Genomic DNA, 23712 nt, shown 5'->3' with positions numbered 1-23712 from the left:
GGAGGGAACGCTTCCGAAGGCTTTTGCTGTTTGGGAGATCGACAGGAAACGCCCCTTGGAGCCTTTGCATTTTTTCAAAAGGTGTGGTATAATAAATTGATTATGCGTATGAGGAGGAACCTATGGGACAGGAAACATTGCTTTGGTATACAAAGCCTGCGGAAAATTTTGACCAGGCTCTGCCGGTGGGAAACGGACGCATGGGCGCCATGGTGTTCGGCGGCGTGGAGACGGAGCACCTCAAGCTCAATGAGGATTCCATATGGTCCGGGGGATTGCGGAACCGGAACAATCCGGATGCGTACCAGGGAATGCAGCAGATCCGGATGCTTTTGCAGCAGGAAAAGATCAGCGAAGCGGAGGAACTGGCATTTCAGACCATGCAGGGCTGTCCGGAGAACAGCCGGCATTATATGCCCCTGGGGGATCTGGACGTGGTGTTCCACAAGGAAAGCCACAGCACGGCGTACCGGCGTACCCTGGATCTGTCCAGCGGCATCGCCCTGACAGAGTATACCCTGGACGGGGTGCAGTATCAGCGCAGTGTATTTGTATCGGAGCCGGACAACGTGCTGGTGCTGCATGTGTCCGCCGATCAGCCGGGGCAGGTGTCCTTTGCCGCATCCTTTGGCGGCAGGGACGATTACTACGACGAGAACCGGCCGGATGGAGAGGCTTCCATCTGCGTCACCGGCGGACAGGGCGGTCAGCAGGGCATTCAGTTTGCGGTGGTGATGACTGCCGCTGTCCAGGGGGGCAGAGCCTTTACCCGGGGCAACCAGCTTTGCGTGGAGGGGGCGGATGAAGCCACCCTGCTGCTGGCGGTACAGACCAGCTTCTACAAGGGAGAAGGATACCTGGAGGCTGCACAGTTGGATGCGGAGTATGCGGCGGATTGCAGCTTTCATGAGCTGATGGTGCGGCATGTGGACGACTACCGGGCGTTGTTTGACCGGGTGAAGCTGGAACTGGAGGATAACAGTGGCGAGGGTGCCCAGTTGCCCACGGATGCCCGGCTGAGCCGTTTGCGGGGCAACGATTTTGACGGGAAGGATGCGGCAGGACTGATCCTGGACAACAAGCTGACGGAGCTGTATTTCAACTATGGCAGATACCTGATGATCTCCGGCAGCCGCCCCGGCAGTCAGCCCCTGAATTTACAGGGCATCTGGAACCAGGATATGTGGCCTGCCTGGGGCTCCCGGTTTACGGTGAATATTAACACAGAGATGAACTACTGGTGCGCTGAAAGCTGTAATCTGTCCGAGTGCCACCTGCCCCTGTTTGATCTGATCCGCCGGATGCGTCCCAACGGGGAGCAGACCGCCCGGGATATGTATCATTGCGGCGGCTTTGTGTGCCATCACAATACGGATCTGTGGGGGGATTGCGCTCCCCAGGATCGGTGGATGCCTGCCACCATCTGGCCCATGGGGGCTGCCTGGCTGTGCCTGCATATTTTTGAGCATTATCAGTACACCCTGGACCGGGATTTCCTGGCGCAGCAATTTGATACCCTGTGCGGAGCGGCGCAGTTCTTTACAGAATATATGTTTGAAAACAGCGCCGGACAGCTGGTCACCGGCCCCTCCGTTTCCCCGGAGAATACATACCTGACGGCAAGCGGCGCCAAGGGCAGCCTGTGCATCGGCCCCAGCATGGACAGCCAGATCATCACCCTGCTGTTTACGGATGTGCTGGAGGCGGCAAGGATTCTGGAACGGGAATCCCCCCTGCTGGAGAAGATTCGGCAGATGCTGCCCCGGCTCCCCATGCCGGAGATCGGTAAGTACGGACAGATCAAGGAATGGGCGGTGGATTACGATGAGGTGGAGATCGGCCACCGGCATATTTCCCAGCTGTTCGCTCTGCACCCGGCGGATCTGATTACCCCGGAGGATACCCCCAAGCTGGCGGATGCTGCCCGTGCCACCCTGGTGCGGCGGCTGGTGCATGGGGGCGGTCATACGGGCTGGAGCCGTGCCTGGATCATGAACATGTGGGCAAGGCTTCATGACGGAGAAATGGTGTTCGAGAATATGCAGAAGCTGCTTGCCTATTCCACCAATCCCAATCTGCTGGATTCCCATCCGCCCTTCCAGATTGACGGGAATTTTGGCGGTACGGCGGCAGTATGCGAGGCGTTGCTGCAAAGTCATGGAGGCGTTATGCAGTTCCTGCCCGCTTTGCCGCCCCAGTGGGCAAAGGGCAGCGTCATGGGTCTGCGTGCCAAGGGCGCATATACGGTGGATCTGTTCTGGCAGGATGCCAGGCTGACCCGGGCGGTGGTAACGCCGGATCAGGATGGGCTGTGCCGGATCCGCACCGGTGTGTCCATGGATGTGGTATGCGACGGCGTGACCATTGCCTGTGCCCGGACAGAGGATATGCTGGAGTTCCCGGTATCCGGCGGCAAACATTATGGGCTGACGCCCCGGGAGAATGAGGAGTAAGGAGTAAGAGCATGCTCACAGATGCACAGAAAAAGCGATGGACCTGGATCGGCACCGGCGTTGCGGCGATCCTGGTGCTGTCCCTGGTATGGGTCAGCTGCAACGACAACCGGGGAATCCCCAACGGCAATACGGCGGTGCCTACCACGGAGACGCCCGGCACTACGGAAACGGTGTACGAGCTGGACATTCCCGCCATCGAGCAGAAGAATGCAGAGCTGTCCGCCGAGGCGGAGGAGGGCAGACTGTACGGCAATCTGGAGGTGTCCGATGAACGGGAGGGCTACAGCGGAGACGGCTATGTGACGGGCTTTGACGGGGATGCGGACAACAAGGTGGTCGTGGAGATCGAAGTGCCTGCCACCCAGCATTATGACATTACCCTGTGCGCTGCGGCGGACGAGGAAGTGCGGAACACGCTGTTGGTCAACGGCGAGGATATTGGCGAATTTACCATTGCCGGCAAGGGAGAGTTCCTGCATGTGACCTTTCACGGGGTGTTCATCGAGGCAGGCAAGGCCCGGCTTTCCATTGAGGAGATTGACGGCGGACTGGATCTGGACAGCTTTACGCTGACCAATAACACAGACCTGTACGAGATCTCCTACGAGGATGCGGCGTCCCAGCCGGTGAACGCGGACGCTTCTCCGGAGGCGAAGGCGCTTTTGCGGAATCTGGCATCTTGCTACGGCAAGACCATGCTTACCGGGCAGTATGCCTCCAGCGCCCAGAACCAGGAGCTGGAGCTGATCCACAACATCACGGGGCAGTACCCGGTGATCCGGTTCGGGGATCTGGGCAGCTATACGGACAAGGATACGGAAAACGCAGAGGAGATCGAGGCTGCCATTGCCTGGTCCCGTGCCGGCGGCGTGGTGGGCTTTATGTGGTACTGGACTGCTCCCATGGAGCAGGGCAGCGTGTATGCGGACAAGACGGACTTCCGGCTCAGCAAGGCAGTGACCGGAGAGGACATCGCCCAGCTGGATCCGGAGGAGCTGCAGGAGCTGCTGGATCGGCGGAAGATCAGTGAGGAGTGCTATGCTCTGGTAGAGAGCATCGACCAGGTGGCAGGGCAGCTGGCTCGTCTGAAGGATGCGGATGTGCCGGTGCTGTGGCGGCCCCTGCATGAAGCTGGCGGCGGCTGGTATTGGTGGGGCAGCGACGGTGCGGACGCCTATCAGTGGCTGTGGCGGCTGCTGTATGACCGGCTGACGGCGTATCATGGGCTGAACAACCTGCTGTGGGTCTGGAACGGTCAGAGCCAGGATTACTATGTGGGGCAGGCGTACTACGATATCGCCTCCATTGACGTATACCTGCGGGCGGATGCGGAATACGGCAGCCGCTATGGACAGTTCCAGTGGCTGTATGCCTTGACAAAGGGGGAAAAGCTGCTGGCGCTCAGCGAATGCAGCCGGATCCCGGACGTGGACGCCATCTTCCGGGACAATGCGGTATGGTCCTTCTTTGGACTGTGGTACGGGGACTATCTTGTGGGACAGGATGGCACGCTCAATGGTAAGTATATTTCAACTGATGACTTAATCAAATATTATAACTCAGATGGAACACTTTCTTTGAGCGAATATATAAAAATGTCGCAAAAAAGTCTTGCAAACTAGCTTTTCCCGTGCTATAATGAGTACACCATCAAAAATGGAACGCTTAAATAAAGAAAATAATTGCTTTCGTTAAGCGAAAAGAAAGGCGGTAGTTCTATGAACGTAAAAATTCTGAACGAAAAATCCATCCCCAATCTGCCCTGGCAGGACCGGCCGGCAGACTGCCAGGACGTAATCTGGCGTTACAAGGCAAACCCCATCATCAAGCGGAACATTCTCCCCACCTCCAACAGTGTGTTCAACAGCGCAGTGGTTCCCTTTGAGGGAGGCTTCGCCGGGGTGTTCCGTGTGGACGATAAGGAGCGGAACATGCAGCTGCATGCTGGCTTCTCCAAGGACGGCATGAACTGGGACATTCAGCCGGAGCGGATTCAGTTTGAAACCGACATTCCCGAAATGGCAGAGTTCCAGTACGGCTATGACCCCCGGGTATGCTTCATCGAGGATCGTTACTACATCACCTGGTGCAACGCATACGGCTGGCATCCTACCATTGGTGTGGGCTACACCTTTGACTTCAAGACCTTCCACCAGCTGGAGAATGCATACCTGCCCTTCAACCGGAACGGCGTGCTGTTCCCCCGGCGGATCGGCGGCAACTACATGATGTTCTCCCGCCCCTCCGACAGCGGTCACACCCCCTTCGGGGATATCTACATTTCCCAGTCTCCGGATATGACCTACTGGGGCAAGCACCGTCATGTGATGGGTCCCTCCAAGGGCTGGGAGTCCACTAAGATCGGCGCCGGCCCTACCCCCATCGAGACGGATCGTGGCTGGCTGATCTTCTACCACGGGGTACTCACCTCCTGCAACGGCTTTGTGTACAGCTTCTCTGCGGCATTGCTGGACAAGGATGAGCCCTGGAAGGTGCTCAAGCGGGGCAGAAGCTACCTCATCAGCCCCCAGGAGCTGTACGAGTGCGTAGGCGATGTGCCCAACGTAACCTTCCCCTGTGCAAATCTGGTGGATGCAGACACCGGCAGAATCGCCATCTACTATGGCTGTGCAGATACCTGCACCGGTCTGTGCTTCACCACAGTGGACACGGTTATGGATTGGCTGGATCACAATTCCCAGGTCTGATCCTGCAAAACAAATCCCGGCGGTTTCGGCTGCCGGGATATGTATCGAAAAAGTAGCCTGTACAGATCGTACAGGCTGCTTTTGTTTTGTGCATCAAAGACCGTTTGGATTTTTCTCGGTGAAGTGCCAGCTGTCGGCGCACATCTGCTCCACGGTGGCATGCGCCTCCCAGTGCAGCAGCTCCTTTGCCCGGCTTGCATCTGCCACAGAGGTGGCAATGTCGCCGGGGCGGCGGGGACAGATCTCCCGGGGGATGGGCTTGCCGCATGCTTTTTCGTAGGCATCAGCCACCTGTAACACGCTGGCGCCGTGCCCGGTGCCCAGGTTGATGGGCATGAAGCCCGGATGGCTGTCGGCGTAATCCAGGGCGGCAAGATGCCCCTTTGCCAGGTCTACCACATGGATATAATCCCGGACGCCGGTGCCGTCCGGCGTGGCATAATCGTTGCCGAATACCCGCAGGCAGGGCAGCTTGCCTACTGCCACCTGGGCAATGTAGGGTACCAGATTGTTGGGGATGCCGTTGGGATCCTCCCCGATGAGCCCGCTGGGATGCGCCCCGATGGGGTTGAAGTACCGGAGTGCCACCACGCTCCATTCCGGATCCGCAACCACCAGATCCCGCAGGAACTGCTCGATCATCACCTTGGTGTAGCCGTAAGGATTGGTGGCGGAGGTGGGCATGTCCTCAGTGTAGGGCACCGGGTTATGTACCCCGTATACGGTGGCAGAGGAGGAGAATACCAGCTTCTTGCAGCCATACTTCCGCATAGCCTGGAGCAGCAGCAGGGTGCCGGTCAGGTTGTTGTGGTAATACTCCAGGGGCTTGGCAACGGATTCTCCCACTGCCTTCAGTCCGGCAAAGTGGATCACAGCGTCGATGCTGTGATTGGCAAAGATTTGCTCCATGCCCGGCAGATCCAGCATATCCGTCCGGTAGAAGGTGACGGATTTGCCGGTGATCTGCCGGATCCGGTTTACGCTTTCTTCCTTGGAATTGGACAGGTTGTCCATGATGATGACTTCATAGCCGCTTTCCAGCAGCTCTACACAGCAGTGGCTGCCGATGAATCCGGCGCCGCCGGTTACTAAAATAGTTTTCATGGTTTCATGGCTGCACAAGGTACAGCACTCCTTTCTGTTATATTATGTCAGTTGCATGCCTCCTGTGGAACGAATTTGCAGCAGGTGACATGCGCCGGCACCCAGTACGGCTTCCATACCGCTGCGGAAGGCGCTGAGCCGGTCCAGCGGCACAAATGCCTGGACTGTGCCGGCAAAGCCGCCGCCGTGGATCCGGCATGCGCCTTCACCGTGCAGCAACTGTCGACACAGCGCCAGCGCCATGCTGATCGGCTGCTGCCGGGGATTGCGGCAGTCAAAGATGTTTTGCAGCAGGGTTTCGGAGGATCTGCCGGATTCCGTCACGAGGGCTAAGAACCGGGGGATGTTTCCCTGTTCCAGGGCGGTTGTCTGCTCCATGACCCGTGCGTTCTCCCCGTAAAAATGCATGGCACGCAGCACAGCCCGGTCTCCGCAGGCTTTCCGCAGTGCCGGGATGGCAGCTTCAAATTCCGCCTGGGGAACCTGCCGCAGCACCTGTTTGCCAAACTGCCGGGCAATGCTGCGCATTTCCGCCGGAACTGCCGCATAGCAAGCGGTCAGGTCTGCATGATCTCCGCCGCTGTCGATGATGCACAGGGCATAGCCTGCTTTTTGCAGATCCAGGGACACCTGCCGGATGCCGGGGTTGTCCGGATCCGCAAAGTCAATGGATGCCACATTGCCAAGGGAGCATGCCATCTGATCCATCAGACCGCAGGGCTTGCCGAAAAAGACATTTTCCGCATACTGCCCGATCTGGGCGATGGAAACCGGTGTTTCCGCTCCGTCAGCAAAAAAGGCGTTGATGATATTTCCCAGCAGAACTTCAAACGCCGCAGAGCTGGACAGGCCGGAGCCCTTCAGCACGCTGGAGGTGGTGTAGGCGTCAAACCCCGACACTGGATAGCCAAGCTGGATGAACCGGGCTGCAACCCCTCTGATCAGGGCAGCGGCGGTGTTGGTTTCCTCCGGCATGGGAATCCGCTGGGACAGGTCGATGAGATCCTCCGGATAGCCCTCGGACTTGACCCGAATCAGATTGGTGCCGTTGGGGGCGGCGGCGGCGATCACATCCAGGCTTACCCCGGCAGCTAGCACGCAGCCGTTCTGATGGTCCGTGTGGTTGCCGCTGAGCTCCGTTCTGCCGGAAACAGAAAACAGGCTTGCGCAGGGCTGATGATAGGTTTCCTGATACCGGGCAAGCAGATTGCACAGCCGTTCCTGGTAGGGCTGCAGAGCGGCTCCCTCCGCTCCGTACAGCCGGCACAGCTGGCTGTCATACTGCCCCTCCCGGAGCTGTCTTGCAATGGTCTGGTTTGATTCCATGGGCATCTCCATTCTGCTGCGGTCAAAGCCGCTGGCTTTCTTTCTGTTTATGGCAACACTCATATGATTGCGATAGGATGCCACTTTATCATTATACTCCAGACCGGATGCTTTTGCAAGACCGGAGCCGGAAAAAGACCCGTTGGGACAAATTTTGCAGCACCGCTTTACATTTCCCCACCAAAGTGGTATACTTTTAAGGAGATGAAGCAGAAAGGTGCGTTGACCGTGCAAAAAATATTGGGATATATGCGGAAAGCCATACAGGAATTTGATCTGATCCAGGACGGCGACCGGATCGCTGTGGGGGTATCCGGCGGCAAGGACAGTCTGGTGCTGCTGCAAGGGCTGGCAATGCTGCGCCGGTTCATCGGCATTGACTATGAGCTGGTTGCCATTACCCTGGATCCCCAGTTCGGGGGAGAGCCGGGGGATTTTTCTGAGATTGCCGCCATGTGCAAGGATTTGGGAGTGCCCTATGTGGTGCTGCCCACGGACATCGGGAAGATCGTGTTTGAGATCCGACAGGAGGCAAGTCCATGCAGTCTGTGCGCCCGGATGCGCCGGGGAGCATTGCACGATGCGGCGGTTGCCAACGGCTGCAACAAGATTGCCCTGGGGCATCACTTCAACGACGCTGTGGAAACCTTTGTGATGAATCTGTTCATTGAGGGGCGGATCGGCTGTTTCTCCCCCAAAAGCTACCTGTCCCGGAAGAAGATCACTCTGATCCGCCCCCTGGTATTTGCCCCGGAGCGGGAGGTGCGCCGGGCGGCGGTCAAGACCCAGCTGGCAGTGCAGAAATCCAAGTGCCCGGCGGACGGCTACACCATGCGGCAGAAGACAAAGGAATTTCTGGCGCAGATGGAGCATGAAAGCAAGGGCTTTACCGACCGGCTCTTCGGCGCCATGCGCCGCAGCAACATTGACGGCTGGGGCGGGGTGAACTGGGTACCAAGGGAGCGGGAGGACTGAAGCACGGTTTGTCAATCCGGAGGATCCGACAGGATTTTCCGGATTTTTTAGACAACATCGCCTTGACTTTCTCCGCCGGATGGGTTAAACTATAAATGTATGCATATTTGCGGCAGGATGCGGTACAATACCCCTGTTCCAACGGAAACAGATTCAGAACGGGGGCGATTTTATGACCGATTCCGAGGAAAAAAGGGACGAAAAGGATCAGACCGAAACCCAGCGTGCCGCAGACCAGGCGGAGCTTGCCGAACAGAACGGACAGGTGGTGGCACACAACGCCAAGCATCTGATCCACTGTCTGACCGTCATCGGCGAGGTGGAGGGTCACTATGTTCTGCCGGAGCGTACCAAGACCACCAAGTACGAGCATATCATTCCGGCGCTGGTTGCCATTGAGCAGGATCGCTCCATTGAGGGACTGCTCATCATTCTCAACACCGTGGGAGGAGATGTGGAGGCGGGGCTTGCCATTGCAGAACTGCTGGCAGGCATGAAAACCCCCACCGTATCCCTGGTGGTAGGGGGCGGTCACTCCATCGGCGTGCCCCTTGCAGTCAGTGCCAAGCGTTCTTTTATTGTACCCTCCGCCACCATGACCATTCACCCGGTGCGGATGAACGGCATGATCGTGGGAGTGCCGCAGACCCTATCTTATTTCAAAAAAATGCAGGACCGGATCGTGAATTTTGTGACCGCCAACAGCGGCATATCCGAGCAGCAGTTCCGTGCGCTGATGATGGAGACGGAGGAGCTGGTGATGGATGTGGGCACCGTCGTGGACGGGGAGCGGGCAGTGGAGCTTGGACTGATCGACAGTCTGGGCGGCTTGTCCGACGCTGTCGCCTGTCTGTACGGACTGATCGAGGCGGGGGAGGAACGATACCCGGACGATCCTGCATAAAGGCAAAGGAGACAAACACATGAGTATTTTAGACGCAATCATTCAAGGCATCATTCAGGGACTGACGGAATTTCTGCCGGTTTCCAGTTCCGGGCATCTGGCGCTGTACCAGCAGATCTTCGGCAGTACGGAGGAAAACGGTCTGTTTTTCTCCGCCATCCTGCACCTGGGCACGCTGGTGGCGGTATTCATCGCCTTCCGGGATACCATCTGGGCACTCATCAAGGAGCTTGGATGCATGCTCAAGGATATTTTCACCGGAAAATTCAAGTGGAGCACCATGAACGGGGAGCGGCGCATGATTATCATGCTGCTGATCTCTCTGCTGGTATTGGTGCCCCTGTATCCTTTAAAGGATCTGGTGGAGGAGGTTTCCAACAAGCATCTGATCGTCATCGGCTTCTGCTTTTTGTACACGGCAGTGATCCTCTTTTTGTCGGATCGCTGTGGCAAGGGAACAAGGGAGCCGAAGGACATTACCGTCAAGAATGCGCTGACGGTGGGTATTTTCCAGGGCATCGCTCTGATGCCGGGCATCTCCCGTTCCGGCTCCACCATTGCCAGCGGTCTGTTCAGCGGCTTTACAAGAGAAACTGCAGTGAAGTATTCCTTCATTCTGGGCATTCCCACGATCCTGGGGGGCTGCCTGCTGGAGGTAAAGGATGCGGCAGCGGAGGGCATCGAGTTTGACTTCCTGCCCATGCTCATCGGCTTTGTGGTATCCGCTGTGGTGGGCATCTGCGCCATCCGCATGGTAAACTGGCTGGTCAAGAGCGAGAAGTTCAAAATCTTTGCCGTATACACCCTGCTGCTTGGCTTGTTTGTGATCGGCTATTCCATTTATAAGATGTAAAGGATACATACAGAGAAAAAGGAGATGACAGGCGTGGCGGCGCAGAAGAAGCCTACCCCGAAAAAGAAGCCCAACCCCAATGCACGGGGCACCAAGAAGCCGGCGGAGCGCCCGGCAGAAAAACCGGCGGAACGGCAGCAGGAGCCGCCCAAGCCGCCCCAGGATACCGCCAACCAGTTCTGGTCCATTATGCTGTTTGCGCTGGGGGTTCTGTCCCTGCTGCTGATCGTGATACCGGGCACCAGTGCCTGGCATGTGCTACATACCACCATGTTCGGATTGTTCGGGGTGGCGTCCGCCTTTATCCCCCTGATCCTGGTGTATACGGCGATCCTCATTGGCATGGAGCGCTCCCACCAGACCGTATCCGGCAAGGCATTCTGGGGGGTTGCTTTGATGATTCTCAGCAGCGCCATTGTCCAGATTTTCTTTTACGGAGAGGTCAAAGGGGACGGACTGGTGGACTGTGTGCGTACCCTGTTCCGGCAGGGGAAGGACTTGCAGGGGGGTGGTGTGTTCAGTGCGCTGATCGCCTGGCCGCTGATCCGGCTGTTTGATGTGACCGGTGCCAAGATCATCATTCTGCTGATGCTGTTCGTGTTTGTGATGCTTCTGACCAATACGGGGCTGATCGACCTGTTCCGGCTGCTGAGCCGTCCCTTCCGGAGCATGCATCGTGCAGTGCGGCAGGCGAGGTATGACGATCAGTACCTGGATGCTTATGATGAAATGCTCCGGAGCCGCACCGCCCGGGAGGAGCGGGAAGCCATTGCTATGGCGAACGCAGAGCAGCCCAGGCGTACCCGGGCATCCCGGGCGAAGGATTTCCGGTTTGATGTGCCCATTGTGGACAATGCCCTGGTGCCGGAGGATCTGCCCCAGCCGGATTCCCCCCAGTGGGAGCGGGAGCGCCGTTCCGGAGATCCGGTGCCGGAGCAGCCGGAGCCGGAAATCCAGAAAAGTCAGGAGTCTGCGGAGCTGGATGACCTGGTAGCGGCGGCAACCGCCGTGAAGGAGCCGAAGCGCACCAAGAAGGAGGAGCAGGCAGCGCAGACCGAAGCCATGACGGCGGAGATCGAGGCGGAAGTGGTCAACGGAGAGGCCCAGACCCCGGTGTATGAATACCGGCTGCCTCCCATTGATTACCTGGAGCCCAGCGTCAGCAAGGCGGCGGATCCCAATGCGGCGCTGGAGCTGCGGCAGAATGCGGATATTCTGGTGGACACGCTCAACAGCTTCGGCGTGCAGGTGCGGATCACCGGCATCAACCGGGGGCCTACGGTCACCCGGTATGAGGTACAGCCCTCCGCCGGGGTGAAGATCGCCAAGATCACAAGCCTGGCGGATGACATTGCTCTGAATCTGGCGGCAGGGGGTGTGCGGATCGAAGCCCCCATTCCCGGAAAGCCGGCAGTGGGCATCGAGGTGGCAAACGCCCACAAGGATATGGTTGGCATCCGGGAGATCCTGGAGAGCCGGCAGTTTACCGAATCCAAAAGCAAGCTGTCCTTTGCAGTGGGCAAGGACATTGACGGCAACATCATTCTGGGAGATATTGCGAAAATGCCCCATATGATCATCGCCGGGGCAACCGGCTCCGGTAAGTCCGTCTGCACCAACGGCATTATTATGAGCATCCTGTACCACGCAAAGCCTACGGAGGTGAAGCTGGTGCTGATCGACCCGAAGATCGTGGAATTCAAGATCTACGACGGGATCCCACATCTGCTGATCCCGGTGGTGACGGATCCCCGGAAGGCGGCAGGCGCTTTGAACTGGGCGACCCAGGAGATGGATCGCCGGTATGCCCTGTGCGCCAGCTATAATGTGCGGGATCTGAAGGACTTCAACGCATTGGCGGCAAAGCGGGAGGATCTGGATCCGCTGCCCCAGATCGTGATCGTCATTGACGAGTTTGCGGATCTGATGATGACCTCCTCCAAGGAAGTGGAGGATGCGGTGTGCCGGATCGCCCAGAAAGCAAGAGCTGCCGGGATGCACCTGATCATCGCCACCCAGCGGCCTACGGCGGATGTCATTACAGGACTCATCAAATCCAACGTGCCCAGCCGGATCGCCCTGTCCGTCAAGAGTCAGATGGACTCCCGGAATATCCTGGATGTTGGCGGCGCAGAAAAGCTGTTGGGACACGGGGATATGCTGTACTTTCCCAACGGTCTGCCCAAGCCCGTCCGGGTGCAGGGCTGCTACTGCTCCACCGAGGAAATCGAGCGGGTGGTTGGCTACATCAAGGAAGAAGCCAAGGCGGAATACAGCCACGATATTATGGAGGCTGTGGAGCAAAGCATGCCTGCCGTGAAGGGGGAGCGCTTTGAGGACGACAGCAGCGACCGGGCAGAGGGGGACGATGAACTGATCGACCGTGCCATTGACGTGGTGGTGGAGCTGGGACAGGCATCCACTTCCTCCTTGCAGCGGAAGCTGAAGCTGGGCTATGCCCGGGCGGCACGGATCATGGATGAGCTGGAGGAAATGGGTGTCATCGGCCCCCATGAGGGGGCAAAGCCCCGGAAGGTGCTCATCAGTCCCCAGCAGGCGGCAGAGCGGCGGATGCGCCGACAGGAATCAAACTAGGAGGAGCAGTATGCCGGATACAGGAATGATGCCCATGACCCGGGAGGAGCTGAACGCCCGGGGGATCGATGTGCCGGATTTTGTGTATGTGATCGGGGACGCCTATGTGGATCATCCCAGCTTCGGGGCAGCCATCATCTCCCGGGTGCTGGAGGCGAAGGGCTTTTCCGTTGCCATCGTGTCCCAGCCGGACTGGCGCAGTGACCGGGATTTCACCCGGTTCGGCAGACCCAGGCTTGGATTCCTGGTGACCTCCGGCAACATCGACTCCATGGTGGCGCACTACACTGCCGCCAAACGGAAGCGCTCGGAGGATGCCTATTCCCCAGGCGGCAAAGCCGGCAAGCGACCGGATCGGGCGGTACTGGTGTACTGTCAGAAGATCCGGCAGCTGTACGGGGATATCCCCCTGATTATCGGGGGACTGGAGGCATCCCTGCGCCGGTTCGCTCACTATGACTACTGGGACGACCGGGTGCGCCCCTCCATTCTGGAGGAAAGCGGTGCGGATCTTTTGCTGTTCGGCATGGGGGAACACTCCATTCTGGAGGTTGCCCAGGGCCTGCGGGACGGGATCCCGGTGGGGGAACTGACGGAGATCCGGGGTAGCTGCTATATGACCGCTCCGGAGCATACTCCCTTTGGAGCGGCGGAATGCCCCAGCTATGCCCAGGTGTGTGAGAGCAAGAAGGCATATGCCAAGGCGTGCCGGATTCAGTACGATCAGCAGGATGAGGTGTATGGCAAGCGGGTGATCCAGCGGCACGGCAGCCGGATGCTGGTGCAGAATCCGCCGGCGCTTTCTCTGACCACGGAGGAGCTGGACTGGGTGTACAGCCTGCCCTATACCCGTACCTACCACCCCAGCTATGAACCCCAGGGCGGGGTGCCGGGGATTGCAGAGGTGCAGTTTTCCATCACCCACAACCGGGGCTGCTTCGGTTTCTGCAACTTCTGCTCCATTGCCTTGCATCAGGGCAGGCGGATCACTGTCCGCAGCGAGGAATCCGTGATCCGGGAGGCGGAGCGGATCGTGCAGATGCCCAATTTCAAGGGCTATATCCATGACGTGGGAGGCCCCACCGCCAACTTCCGGCATCCTTCCTGTGAAAAGCAGTTGACCGCCGGTCTGTGTAAAGGGAAAAAGTGTCTGGCGCCCACTCCCTGCAAGGGACTGCATGCGGATCACCGGGAGTACCTGCATATGCTGCGGCGGCTCCGGAAGATCAAGGGGGTCAAGCGGGTGTTCATCCGCTCCGGCATCCGCTATGATTACCTGATGGCGGATCCGGACGACACCTTTCTGCGGGAGCTGATCCGGTATCATGTGAGCGGACAGCTGAAGGTGGCGCCGGAGCATTGTGCGGCGGCGGTGCTGGATAAAATGGGGAAACCCCATATCGAGGCGTATCTTGCCTTCCAGAAGAAATTCTACGAGATCACCAAGGGCATGGGCAAGGAGCAGTATCTGGTGCCCTACCTCATGTCCTCCCATCCGGGGAGCACCCTACAGGCGGCGGTGGAGCTGGCGGTCTTTTTAAAGCAGCAGCATATCCACCCGGAGCAGGTGCAGGATTTCTATCCTACCCCGGGTACCTTATCCACCTGTATGTTCTACACGGAGCTGGATCCCTATACCATGGAACCGGTGTATGTGCCCAAGACCCCGGAGGAGAAGGCTATGCAGCGGGCGCTGCTCCAGTATTTTCAGCCCAAGAACAAGGCGCTGGTGCTGGCGGCATTGAAAAAAGCAGGCAGGCGGGATCTCATCGGTACCGGGCCGGATTGCCTGGTGGCACCGGAGGAGCCTGCACGCAGAATCCCTGCCGCTGACAGGAATCGGAGCAGAAAGGACGGGCAGAAATGGCGAAAAGGGAAGGGCACAGACCGAAGAGGCAAGCGCTGAGTCCGGCGTTGTCCGTCGGGCTGACGGTTCTGCTGATCCTGGGTCTGCTGCTGTGCAATCTGATCCGGCAGCGCAGCGGAACCAGGACTGCCCCGGCGGAAGGCACCTTGTCCGTGCATTTTATCGATGTGGGACAGGGGGACTGTACCTTGATCCGGTGCGGCGAAACGGAGATTCTCATTGACGCCGGAGAGCAGGAAGCCGGGGACACGGTGGTACAGTATTTGCAGGGGCAGAGGATCCGATCCCTGGACTATGTGATCGCCACCCATCCCCACTCGGATCACATCGGGGGACTGCCCCGGGTGCTGAGGGAGATTCCGGCGGAGCATGTGCTGGTGTCGGACATTCCGGAGGCGGATCTGCCCACCACTGCCAGCTATGAGCGGTTTCTGGACGCAGTGGAACAGGCGTCCCTGACCCTGGAGATCGTATCTCCCGGGGATCGGTTTACGCTGGATCAGGGGGCGGTGCTGGAAATCCTGGGGCCTCTGGGTACGGATTACAAAAGTCTGAACAATTATTCCGTGGTGGCACGGCTCACCTATGGGGACAACAGCTTTCTGTTTACCGGGGATATGGAGGAAAAGGCGGAAAAGGAACTGCTGGCGGCGCAGAGCCTTGCGCCGGTGGATGTTCTGAAGGTGGGGCATCACGGCAGCAGCACCTCCACCAAAAAGAAGTTCCTGGAGGCAGTAACCCCAGCCATGGCGGTGATCGAATGCGGGGACAATTCCTACAATCACCCCAATGCCAACACGGTGAAGCGGCTGGAAAACTATACGGATAAAATTTACCGGACGGATCTGCTTGGCACCATTGTCATGGTATCCGACGGCAGGGATATTCAGGTGCACTGGGAAAGAGAGGCGGCTTAGCATGTGGATACTGGATCGGATAGAGGGCGGCATTGCCGTCATTGAAACGGAGGAGGGCAGACTGGAGCTGCCCCGGCAGCAGCTGCCTCCGGATGTAAAGGAAGGAGACGTGCTGGTGCAGACCGGGTCGGGCATTTGTGTGGACGCAGCGGAAACCAGCCGCCGCCGGGAGAAGATCGCCGAGAGATATCGGCGGCTGAGGAGCAAGCCATGAGTACATTGGATTGTCTGATTGCCGGAGGGGGCGCAGCAGGCTGCTATGCGGCGATCACTGCTGCCCGCCGGGGTCGGCGTGTGGGAATTGTGGAGCATAACCCCAAGGGGGAGCTGGGAAAAAAGCTGCGGATCACCGGGAAGGGACGCTGCAACGTGACCAACAACTGTGACCGGGACACCCTGCTCGCCAATATCCCCCGGAACGGCAGGTTTTTATACAGTGCCTTTTCCGCATGCAGTCCGGCGGATGTGATGGGATTTTTTGAAGCCCTGGGGGTGCGGCTGAAAACCGAGCGGGGCAACCGGGTATTTCCGGTCAGCGACAGCGCCGGAGAGATCGTCTCCGCTTTGCGGCAGGAATGCCGCCGACTGGGGGTACAGGTGATTCCGGGGCAGGTGACGGATCTGCTCCTGGAGGACGGCTGCTGCCGGGGACTGCTGGTGGATGGAACGGCATATGAAGCGGAATCCGTACTGCTTGCCACCGGGGGCATGTCCTATCCTGCCACCGGCTCCACCGGGGACGGGTATGACATTGCCCGCCGGGCAGGGCATACCATTGTGCCGCCGGAGCCTTCCCTGGTTCCCCTGGTGATCCGGGAGAAGCAGTGTCGGGATATGATGGGACTGTCCCTGCGGAATGTGACTCTCTCCCTGTATGATGGGGGAAAATGCCTGTTCCAGGAGCTTGGGGAGATGCTGTTCACCCATTTTGGGGTATCCGGTCCTCTGGTGCTCAGTGCCAGCTGCCACATTCCCCAAATCGAGCCGGATCGGTACACATTGAGCATTGACTTAAAGCCGGGGCTGACCCCGGAGCAGATGGATCTGCGGCTTCAGCGGGATTTTCAGCTGTTCCAGAACAGAACCCTGTTCAACGCCCTGTCAAAGCTGCTGCCGAAGGGCATGATCCCGGCTGCGATTCAGCTGTCCGGTATGGACGGGAACATCCGGGTGAATCAGATCACCAAGGCACAGCGGCTGGCGTTCGGCGCATTTCTCAAGGCATTTCCTCTGACGGTGCAGGGCTTCCGTTCCATCAGCGAAGCCATCATCACACGGGGGGGCGTATCCGTCAAGGAGGTCAGCCCCAAAACCATGGAATCCAAGCTGCTGCCGGGATTGTTTTTTGCCGGAGAGCTGCTGGACGTGGATGCCTACACAGGAGGATTTAATTTACAGATTGCCTTTGCCACCGGTTATGCAGCCGGATGCAGCATATAAGGCAGGGAAGGAACGGATATGAGTATCAATATTGCAATCGATGGCCCGGCAGGCGCCGGAAAAAGCACCATCGCCCGGGCGGTGGCAGCAGCACTTGGCTTTATTTATGTGGACACCGGGGCATTGTACCGGACGGTGGCGCTGCATGCAAAGCGGAAAGGGGCGGAGACCCCGGAGCAGATTACCGCAGCCCTGCAAACAGCGGAGATCTCCCTGTGCTTTTCCGAAGGCACCCAGCATGTGATCCTGTGCGGAGAGGATGTGTCCGGACTGATCCGTACACCGGAGATTTCCATGGCTGCATCGGTGGTTTCCGCCATTCCGGCAGTCCGGCAGTATCTGTTTGATTTACAGCTGGAGCTTGCCAAACAGAACAACGTGATTATGGACGGCCGGGACATTGGTACGGTGGTGCTGCCCCATGCGGATCTGAAGATCTTTCTGACCGCCTCCCCGGAGGAGCGTGCCCGCCGCCGGTATCTGGAGCTGTCCGCAAAGCCGGATTGCCCCCCTATGGATGAGATTTTGCAGGATATCATCAAGCGGGATGAGGCTGACCGGAACCGGGCAGTATCCCCCCTGCGGCAGGCGGAGGATGCGGTGCTGGTGGACACCACCCAGATGGATCAGCAGCAGGTGATCGACCATCTGCTAGGTCTGTGCCGGGAAAGGCTGGGACTGTAATGCTGTACTGTTTCGGATACTGGGTGGTCAGATTCCTCTATTTCCTCTTTTATCATATCCAGGTGGAGGGCAGGGAGCACATTCCCACATCCGGGGGCTTTGTGCTGGCGTCCAACCACAGAAGCTATGCGGATCCGCCCCTGCTCGCTACCCGTTTGCGGGGACAGCGCTGTGTGTTCATGGCAAAGGAGGAGCTGTTCCGGAACAAATTTTTCGGCTGGCTGATCCGGAAGCTGGGGGCGTTCCCGGTGACCCGGGGTGCCGGTGACAACGGCGTGATCGAAACGGCGGAGCAATATGTGCGCAGCGGCAGAGTGCTGATGATCTTTCCGGAGGGCACCCGATCCAAGGACGGCAGAGTGGGCAGGGGCAAAACCGGCGTGGCGCTGATCGCTGCCCAGACCGGTGCGCCGGTGGTGCCGGTGGGCATCACCTTCACCGGAAAGCTGCATTTCCGCAGTCAGATCATCGTTCGGTTCGGCAAGCCCATTCAGGCGGCGGAGCTGGCACTGGGGGAGGATCCCAAGCCCAGAGAGCTGGCGGCTCTGAAGAACCGGATCATGACGGAGATCAAGGGACTGGTGGATGAGCCGCCCTTGCCCCCGGCAGAGCCGGTGCAGGAATAAGGAGGACGTATGGTACAGATCACAGTTGCCAAAACCGCTGGCTTCTGCTTCGGGGTGGACCGGGCGGTGAAGCTGGTGTATGCGGAGTTGGAAAAGGGCGGACGGGTGGCAACCCTGGGGCCCATCATTCACAATGCGGACGTGGTAAACGACATGATCGCCAAGGGCGCCCGGATCGTCAGCTCCGTGGAGGAGCTGGAGCCGGGAGAGCGGGTGGTGATCCGCTCCCACGGGGTGGGCAGGAAGATCTACGAGCAGATCGCCGAAAAGGGAAATCCCCTGATCGATGCTACCTGTCCCTTTGTTGCCCGGATCCATAAAATCGTGGCGGAGCAGTCCGCAAAGGGATACTTTATTCTGATTGCCGGGGACGCATCCCACCCGGAGGTGCAGGGGATCGTTGGTCATTGTGACGAAAACTGTGCAGTTTTTAAGGACGAAACCGAGCTGAAGTGTTACATTGATAAAAATTCACCGAAATTCAAAAAAAAGCTTGCAATTGTCGCGCAAACAACGTATAATATATTATTATGGGGTGACTGTCTGAAACAATTACCAAAGGACGATCCCGATATACTGGTTTTCGATACGATCTGCAATGCCACCGCAAGCCGGCAGTCGGATGCGGCACGGCTTTCCGCCGATACTGACGTCATGGTAGTGGTAGGCGGACGGAACAGTTCCAACACGGTCAAGCTTTACGATGTCTGCCGCCGGAACTGCAAGGCGTACCATATTGAAAACGCAGGCGAGCTGTTTGCGCTCGATTTTTCCGGTGCCGAACGGATCGGCATCACGGCCGGAGCATCCACCCCGGCTTATATCATTAAGGAGGTACAAACAACCATGACTGACATTGCGAAAAATAATCTGGATGAGGACATTGATTTCGAAGCGGCTCTGGAGCAGTCCTTCAAAAAAATACATACAGGAGAGAGAGTTAAGGGCTACGTTGTTTCTGTAAACAACAACGAGGCGATCGTAGACGTGGGCACCAAGCACACCGGCTATGTTCCCCTGGATGAACTGACTGACGATCCCAGTAAGAAGCCGGCTGACCTGGTACAGCCCGGTGATGAGCTGGATCTGATCGTGACCAAGATCAATGACCCCGAGGGCTATGTTCTGCTGTCCAAGCGCCGTGTTGACGAGCTGGTAGGCTTTGAGAACATTGCAAAGGCAAAGGAAGAGGGCACCATCCTCAAGGGCATCGTACAGAACGCTGTGAAGGGCGGTCTGATTGTTTCCTGCGATGGCGTCCGGGTATTCGTTCCCGCATCCCAGTCCGGTCTGGGCAGAGATGCTGACCTGTCCGTTCTGAAGAACAAGCCGGTTGAGCTGAAGATCATTGAGGTCAATGAGCAGCGCCGCCGTGCAGTGGGCTCCATCAAGGCTGTTGCAAAGGCACAGAAGGATGCTGCAAGAGCAAAGTTCTGGGAGACCGCAGAGGTTGGCCAGGTATTCACTGGCGAAGTGAAGTCTCTGACAAGCTACGGTGCATTTGTTGACCTGGGCGGCATTGACGGCATGGTTCACATTTCTGAGCTGAGCTGGAAGCGCATCAAGCACCCCAGCGAGGTTGTCAAGGTAGGCGACATGCTGGAGGTTTACATCAAGGCTCTGGATCCGGAAGCAAACCGCATTTCCCTGGGCTACAAGAAGAAGGAAGACAATCCCTGGGAGCAGTTCCTGGCAAAGTATCACGTTGGCGACGTGGTAGATGCGACGGTTGTTTCCATCACCCAGTTCGGTGCATTTGCACAGATCATGGACGGGGTGGACGGTCTGATCCACATTTCCCAGATCGCAAACCAGCGTGTTGACAACGTAAAGGACATCCTTTCCGTTGGTCAGCAGGTTCAGGTCAAGATCGTAGAGATCGATCCGGAAAAGAAGCGTATCAGCATTTCCATGCGGGCACTGCTGGAGGACGCTGACGCAGCCAAGGCTGATGAAGCTGACGAGGTTGCATACTCTTCTGAGGACGCTGAATAATCCAAACAAGTAAATTGCAGAGCCGCCGGGCGAATGTCCGGCGGTTTTTTGTATAAATCGCTTGTTTTTTCTCTACATACCTGTTATAATATAGGCAATGCCGCACAGAGAGAGCGGTAATCAAAAACGAGGGGGCATACATGTATGGTAGATACACTCAGACGATACGGACAGGAACACATCCTTTCTTATTATGAGACACTGGACGGCACACAGAAGGAGAAGCTGAAGGAGCAGCTTTCCCGTATGGATTTGTCTGTTCTGGCAGGGCTGAAGCATCAGGCAAAAGAAGAACGAGGCACATTCATGCCGCTGGGCGCATTGACCATTGATGAGATCCGCAGTAAGGAAAAGTTCTATATGGTGCAGGGGCTGAACGCACTGCAGAACGGCAAGATCGGCGCCGTGCTGCTGGCAGGGGGCCAGGGCACCCGGCTGGGGCTGGATGGGCCAAAGGGTACGCTGAATGTAGGGGTGACCCGGAAGCTGTATCTGTTTGAATGTCTGGTACAGAATCTGTTGCAGGTGGTCAAGCGCTGCGGCTCCTGGGTGCCGCTGTATGTGATGACCAGTGAGAAGAACAATACGGATACTATTGCTTTCTTTGAAGCGCACAAGTATTTTGGCTATGATCCGGGACAGGTTCGCTTTTTTGTGCAGGAAATGGCACCCTGCACGGATTTTGACGGTAGGATGATGCTGGAAGCGCCCGGGGCAGTGTGCAGCTCCCCCAACGGTAACGGCGGCTGGTTTAGTTCCATGGTTCGGGCAGGGCTGCTCAAGGATCTGAAGGAACGGGGCGTGGAATGGCTGAATGTGTTTGCAGTGGATAACGTTCTGCAGCAGATTGCAGACCCATGCTTTATCGGTGCGACCATTGCATCCGGCTGTGAGGCGGGCGCCAAGGTGGTTGCCAAGGCGGATCCGGACGAACGGGTGGGCGTGCTGTGCCTGGAGGACGGCAAGCCTTCTATTGTAGAGTACTATGAAATGACGGAGGAAATGCGCACGCTCCGGGAACCCGGCGGCAGGCTGTCCTATAATTATGGTGTGATCCTCAACTATCTGTTCCGGGTGGATAAGCTGCAAAAGATCATGGATCAGCAGATGCCGGTGCACCTGGTCAAGAAAAAGATCCCTTATATGAATGAACAGGGGCAGTTGGTGGAGCCGGAAACACCCAATGGCTACAAGTTCGAGACGCTGGTGTTGGATATGGTGCATATGCAGAACAGCTGTCTGTCCTATGAGGTAAAGCGGAACAAGGAGTTTGCGCCTATTAAAAATGCCACTGGCGTAGATTCTCTGGAGAGCGCCCGTGAGCTGCTGAAGTTGAACGGAGTTACGCTCTGAGGGAATGTGTGAAAAGTATACAAATTTTAGCACTGTAGACCCCGTCTTTTTCGCCATGCAGAGAAAATGGTGAAATGCGGCGTTTTATCAGGCAAAAAATTATGATGTATTCTTAAAAAAAAACCGGAATTCATATTGACTTGACGGCATTTTTATGATAGAATCGTCTTATAAAGCGTTCCTGTATGCTGCGAGAATAGGTGGAGTATGTCAAACGGCAGCGGGAATGCGGGCACACTGTGCTGTGCAGGACATGCATGGAACAGTGGAAAACATTGAATAATGGGAGAGAGGTAAACAAATGAAAAAGACATTCTTCAAGAGAAGTATGGCGTCCGTGCTCAGCACCTGCCTGGTTCTCACACAGGGTGTGTTTGCAGCTCCGGCAGTGACAACTCTGACAGCAAACGCTGCAGATACCAATGTCACCATCAAGAGCTTCACAGACATTGATCCTAATGTTGAGGATAATCCTGAGCAGAAGTCTGAATGGGGTCTGAACTTTAACACCCTGTTCAAGCAGAATGCACCGGAAATTGGCGGCACCGCAGAGGTGGATGCATCCGTTGCAAAGAACCTGCTGAACGGCTACACCGGTTTCTTCAGAAATGGTGCATACGACGAGCTGGCAATTGCCATTGCAGGCAACATTCAGACCGGCGTACTCACAAGAACTGCAACAGATACCTACGAAGTAAACTTCGAGCTGGCTGAAAGCGGTGCACTGATTGCTGATGAGGCAAACGCACGGCTGGCAAAGCAGGTTGAAAAGACTCTGGGCGCAGGCGCAGCTTCCAACATGACTGCTCTGGATTTCAGCGGATTCAGTGTAAAGGGTTCTGTTACCGTGAACCTGGATCTGTCCGATCTAAACGATGACAACAAGATCAGTGCTACATATCTGTTCACTGATGAAAACGGTACAAGCTACACCCTGTTCGGCGATGGCACTGGTAAGGATCTGTACGATTACATCGACAGCAAGTATGATGAAGCTGCTGCAATCGTAAAGAACGCAATTACCGACCAGACTCCGGCTGAACTGAAGGAAGTTCTGGAGACCAAGCTGGCAAACGGCGAGAAGACCATTGACGGCTACAAGCAGGAAGTAGCCAACAAGTACAACTGGATCAAGGGCATGAGCACCACCAGAAACGGTTCTGATGTAAACGATGCTCTGGACGGTCTGTACGCTCTGTACGGCGACAGCAAGTATTATCCGCAGGCACTCAAGAGCCTGGATGTTCTGGCTGCAAGCAGCACATGGGCAGCTCGTTATGCAAACGCAGCAAGCAATGCAAACACCTTCCTGGCAAAGTACGGCGCTGTATATAGCATCGGCTACGGTGATCTGATGAGCTACTTTGGTACTCTGACCAACGTAAACGTTGTAATCGGCGGCGGCAACGCTACCATGAAGGCTGATATGCCTGAGGATCAGATGGACGAGCTGATCGCTTACTACGATGCACAGGGTCTGGAAGTTGTAAGCTCTGTAAAGCATGTAGAGCTGAATATGGATCTGGTATCCGGTGCAGCAGCAGGCGGTGCGCTGAACATCACAAGAGAGATTGTTACCAAGGCGAAGACCGTGGAAACAACCACTGAGACCACTACCACCTCTGTAACAGAGACCAGCACGGAAACAACCGAAACCTCTACTGAGCCGATTGTATCCTCCACAACTGAGGAAAGCAGCCAGACTACAGCAGCTCCCACTTCCGGCACAACTGAAGAAGGCAGCCAGACTACAGCTGCTCCTACCTCTGGCACAACTGAAGAAGGTAGCCAGACCACAGCGGCTCCTGCTTCCAGCACATCTGTTGAAGGCAGCCAGACTACAGCGGCTCCTGCTTCCAGTACATCCGTTGAAGGCAGCCAGACCACAGCAGCTCCTGCCTTCAGCACA

The 23712-nt window shown here is 57.2% G+C and carries 18 protein-coding genes; 16 read left to right on the top strand and 2 right to left on the bottom strand.

The window, feature by feature from the left end; all coding sequences use genetic code 11:
- Positions 1-122: 122 nt before the first annotated feature.
- From RUM_RS10810 to RUM_RS10800, 3 genes are all read left to right on the top strand, one after another.
- Positions 123-2453: a glycoside hydrolase family 95 protein gene (locus RUM_RS10810; RefSeq protein WP_015559138.1), complete on the top strand. Its 2331-nt coding sequence runs from the start codon at positions 123-125 to the stop codon at positions 2451-2453.
- An 11-nt stretch (positions 2454-2464) separates the two neighbouring features.
- Complete coding sequence (locus tag RUM_RS10805; RefSeq protein WP_015559137.1) at positions 2465-4078, top strand: glycosyl hydrolase; 1614 nt, start codon at positions 2465-2467, stop codon at positions 4076-4078.
- Positions 4079-4174: 96 nt separating this feature from the next.
- On the top strand, positions 4175-5164 hold the full coding sequence (locus RUM_RS10800; RefSeq protein ID WP_015559136.1) for a glycoside hydrolase family 130 protein: 990 nt from the start codon (positions 4175-4177) through the stop codon (positions 5162-5164).
- 93 nt (positions 5165-5257) lie between these two features.
- On the opposite strand, the gene galE is transcribed toward RUM_RS10800, so the two are convergent.
- A complete protein-coding gene (gene galE, locus RUM_RS10795; protein WP_041326810.1) occupies positions 5258-6268 on the bottom strand; it encodes a UDP-glucose 4-epimerase GalE in 1011 nt (336 codons plus the stop codon).
- 42 nt (positions 6269-6310) lie between these two features.
- Positions 6311-7594 carry a galactokinase gene (locus tag RUM_RS10790; protein ID WP_041326809.1) on the bottom strand — a complete coding sequence of 428 codons (1284 nt, stop codon included), beginning with the start codon at positions 7592-7594 and terminating at the stop codon, positions 6311-6313.
- A gap of 228 nt (positions 7595-7822) precedes the next feature.
- Between RUM_RS10790 and RUM_RS10785 the strand changes: the two genes are divergently transcribed.
- The 13 genes from RUM_RS10785 to RUM_RS10725 all read left to right on the top strand — a co-directional run.
- Positions 7823-8569 (top strand): tRNA 2-thiocytidine biosynthesis TtcA family protein, encoded by a 747-nt coding sequence (locus RUM_RS10785; protein ID WP_041326808.1) that lies wholly within the window; start codon positions 7823-7825, stop codon positions 8567-8569.
- A 172-nt stretch (positions 8570-8741) separates the two neighbouring features.
- Positions 8742-9473, top strand: coding sequence for a ClpP family protease (locus tag RUM_RS10780; RefSeq protein WP_015559135.1), 732 nt, complete (start codon positions 8742-8744; stop codon positions 9471-9473).
- A gap of 19 nt (positions 9474-9492) precedes the next feature.
- Positions 9493-10326, top strand: a complete 834-nt coding sequence (locus RUM_RS10775) for an undecaprenyl-diphosphate phosphatase (protein WP_015559134.1) — start codon at positions 9493-9495, stop codon at positions 10324-10326.
- A 24-nt stretch (positions 10327-10350) separates the two neighbouring features.
- Positions 10351-12921: a DNA translocase FtsK 4TM domain-containing protein gene (locus RUM_RS10770; RefSeq protein ID WP_041326420.1), complete on the top strand. Its 2571-nt coding sequence runs from the start codon at positions 10351-10353 to the stop codon at positions 12919-12921.
- Positions 12922-12931: 10 nt separating this feature from the next.
- Positions 12932-14827 carry a YgiQ family radical SAM protein gene (locus RUM_RS10765; RefSeq protein ID WP_015559133.1) on the top strand — a complete coding sequence of 632 codons (1896 nt, stop codon included), beginning with the start codon at positions 12932-12934 and terminating at the stop codon, positions 14825-14827.
- Positions 14785-15705, top strand: coding sequence for a ComEC/Rec2 family competence protein (locus tag RUM_RS10760; protein ID WP_081460059.1), 921 nt, complete (start codon positions 14785-14787; stop codon positions 15703-15705). Before RUM_RS10765 ends, RUM_RS10760 begins: the two co-directional genes overlap by 43 nt.
- Before the next feature lies 1 nt (position 15706).
- On the top strand, positions 15707-15919 hold the full coding sequence (locus RUM_RS10755; protein WP_015559132.1) for a DUF3006 domain-containing protein: 213 nt from the start codon (positions 15707-15709) through the stop codon (positions 15917-15919).
- The gene (locus RUM_RS10750; RefSeq protein WP_015559131.1) at positions 15916-17145 is read left to right on the top strand and encodes a BaiN/RdsA family NAD(P)/FAD-dependent oxidoreductase; all 1230 of its coding nucleotides are present in this window, start codon (positions 15916-15918) and stop codon (positions 17143-17145) included. The genes RUM_RS10755 and RUM_RS10750 overlap by 4 nt, the downstream gene beginning before the upstream one ends.
- Before the next feature lie 18 nt (positions 17146-17163).
- Positions 17164-17829 carry a (d)CMP kinase gene (gene cmk / locus RUM_RS10745; protein ID WP_015559130.1) on the top strand — a complete coding sequence of 222 codons (666 nt, stop codon included), beginning with the start codon at positions 17164-17166 and terminating at the stop codon, positions 17827-17829.
- A complete protein-coding gene (locus RUM_RS10740; RefSeq protein ID WP_015559129.1) occupies positions 17829-18455 on the top strand; it encodes a lysophospholipid acyltransferase family protein in 627 nt (208 codons plus the stop codon). Before cmk ends, RUM_RS10740 begins: the two co-directional genes overlap by 1 nt.
- A gap of 9 nt (positions 18456-18464) precedes the next feature.
- Positions 18465-20450, top strand: coding sequence for a bifunctional 4-hydroxy-3-methylbut-2-enyl diphosphate reductase/30S ribosomal protein S1 (locus RUM_RS10735; RefSeq protein WP_015559128.1), 1986 nt, complete (start codon positions 18465-18467; stop codon positions 20448-20450).
- Positions 20451-20594: 144 nt separating this feature from the next.
- On the top strand, positions 20595-21803 hold the full coding sequence (locus RUM_RS10730) for a UTP--glucose-1-phosphate uridylyltransferase (RefSeq protein WP_015559127.1): 1209 nt from the start codon (positions 20595-20597) through the stop codon (positions 21801-21803).
- 301 nt (positions 21804-22104) lie between these two features.
- Positions 22105-23712 (top strand): hypothetical protein (locus RUM_RS10725; RefSeq protein ID WP_041326419.1); only part of this gene is annotated, 1608 nt, incomplete at its 3' end.

The sequence above is a fragment of the Ruminococcus champanellensis 18P13 = JCM 17042 genome, assembly GCF_000210095.1.
GTDB lineage: Bacteria > Bacillota > Clostridia > Oscillospirales > Ruminococcaceae > Ruminococcus_F > Ruminococcus_F champanellensis.
This window is presented reverse-complemented; position numbering and strand designations above follow the sequence as displayed.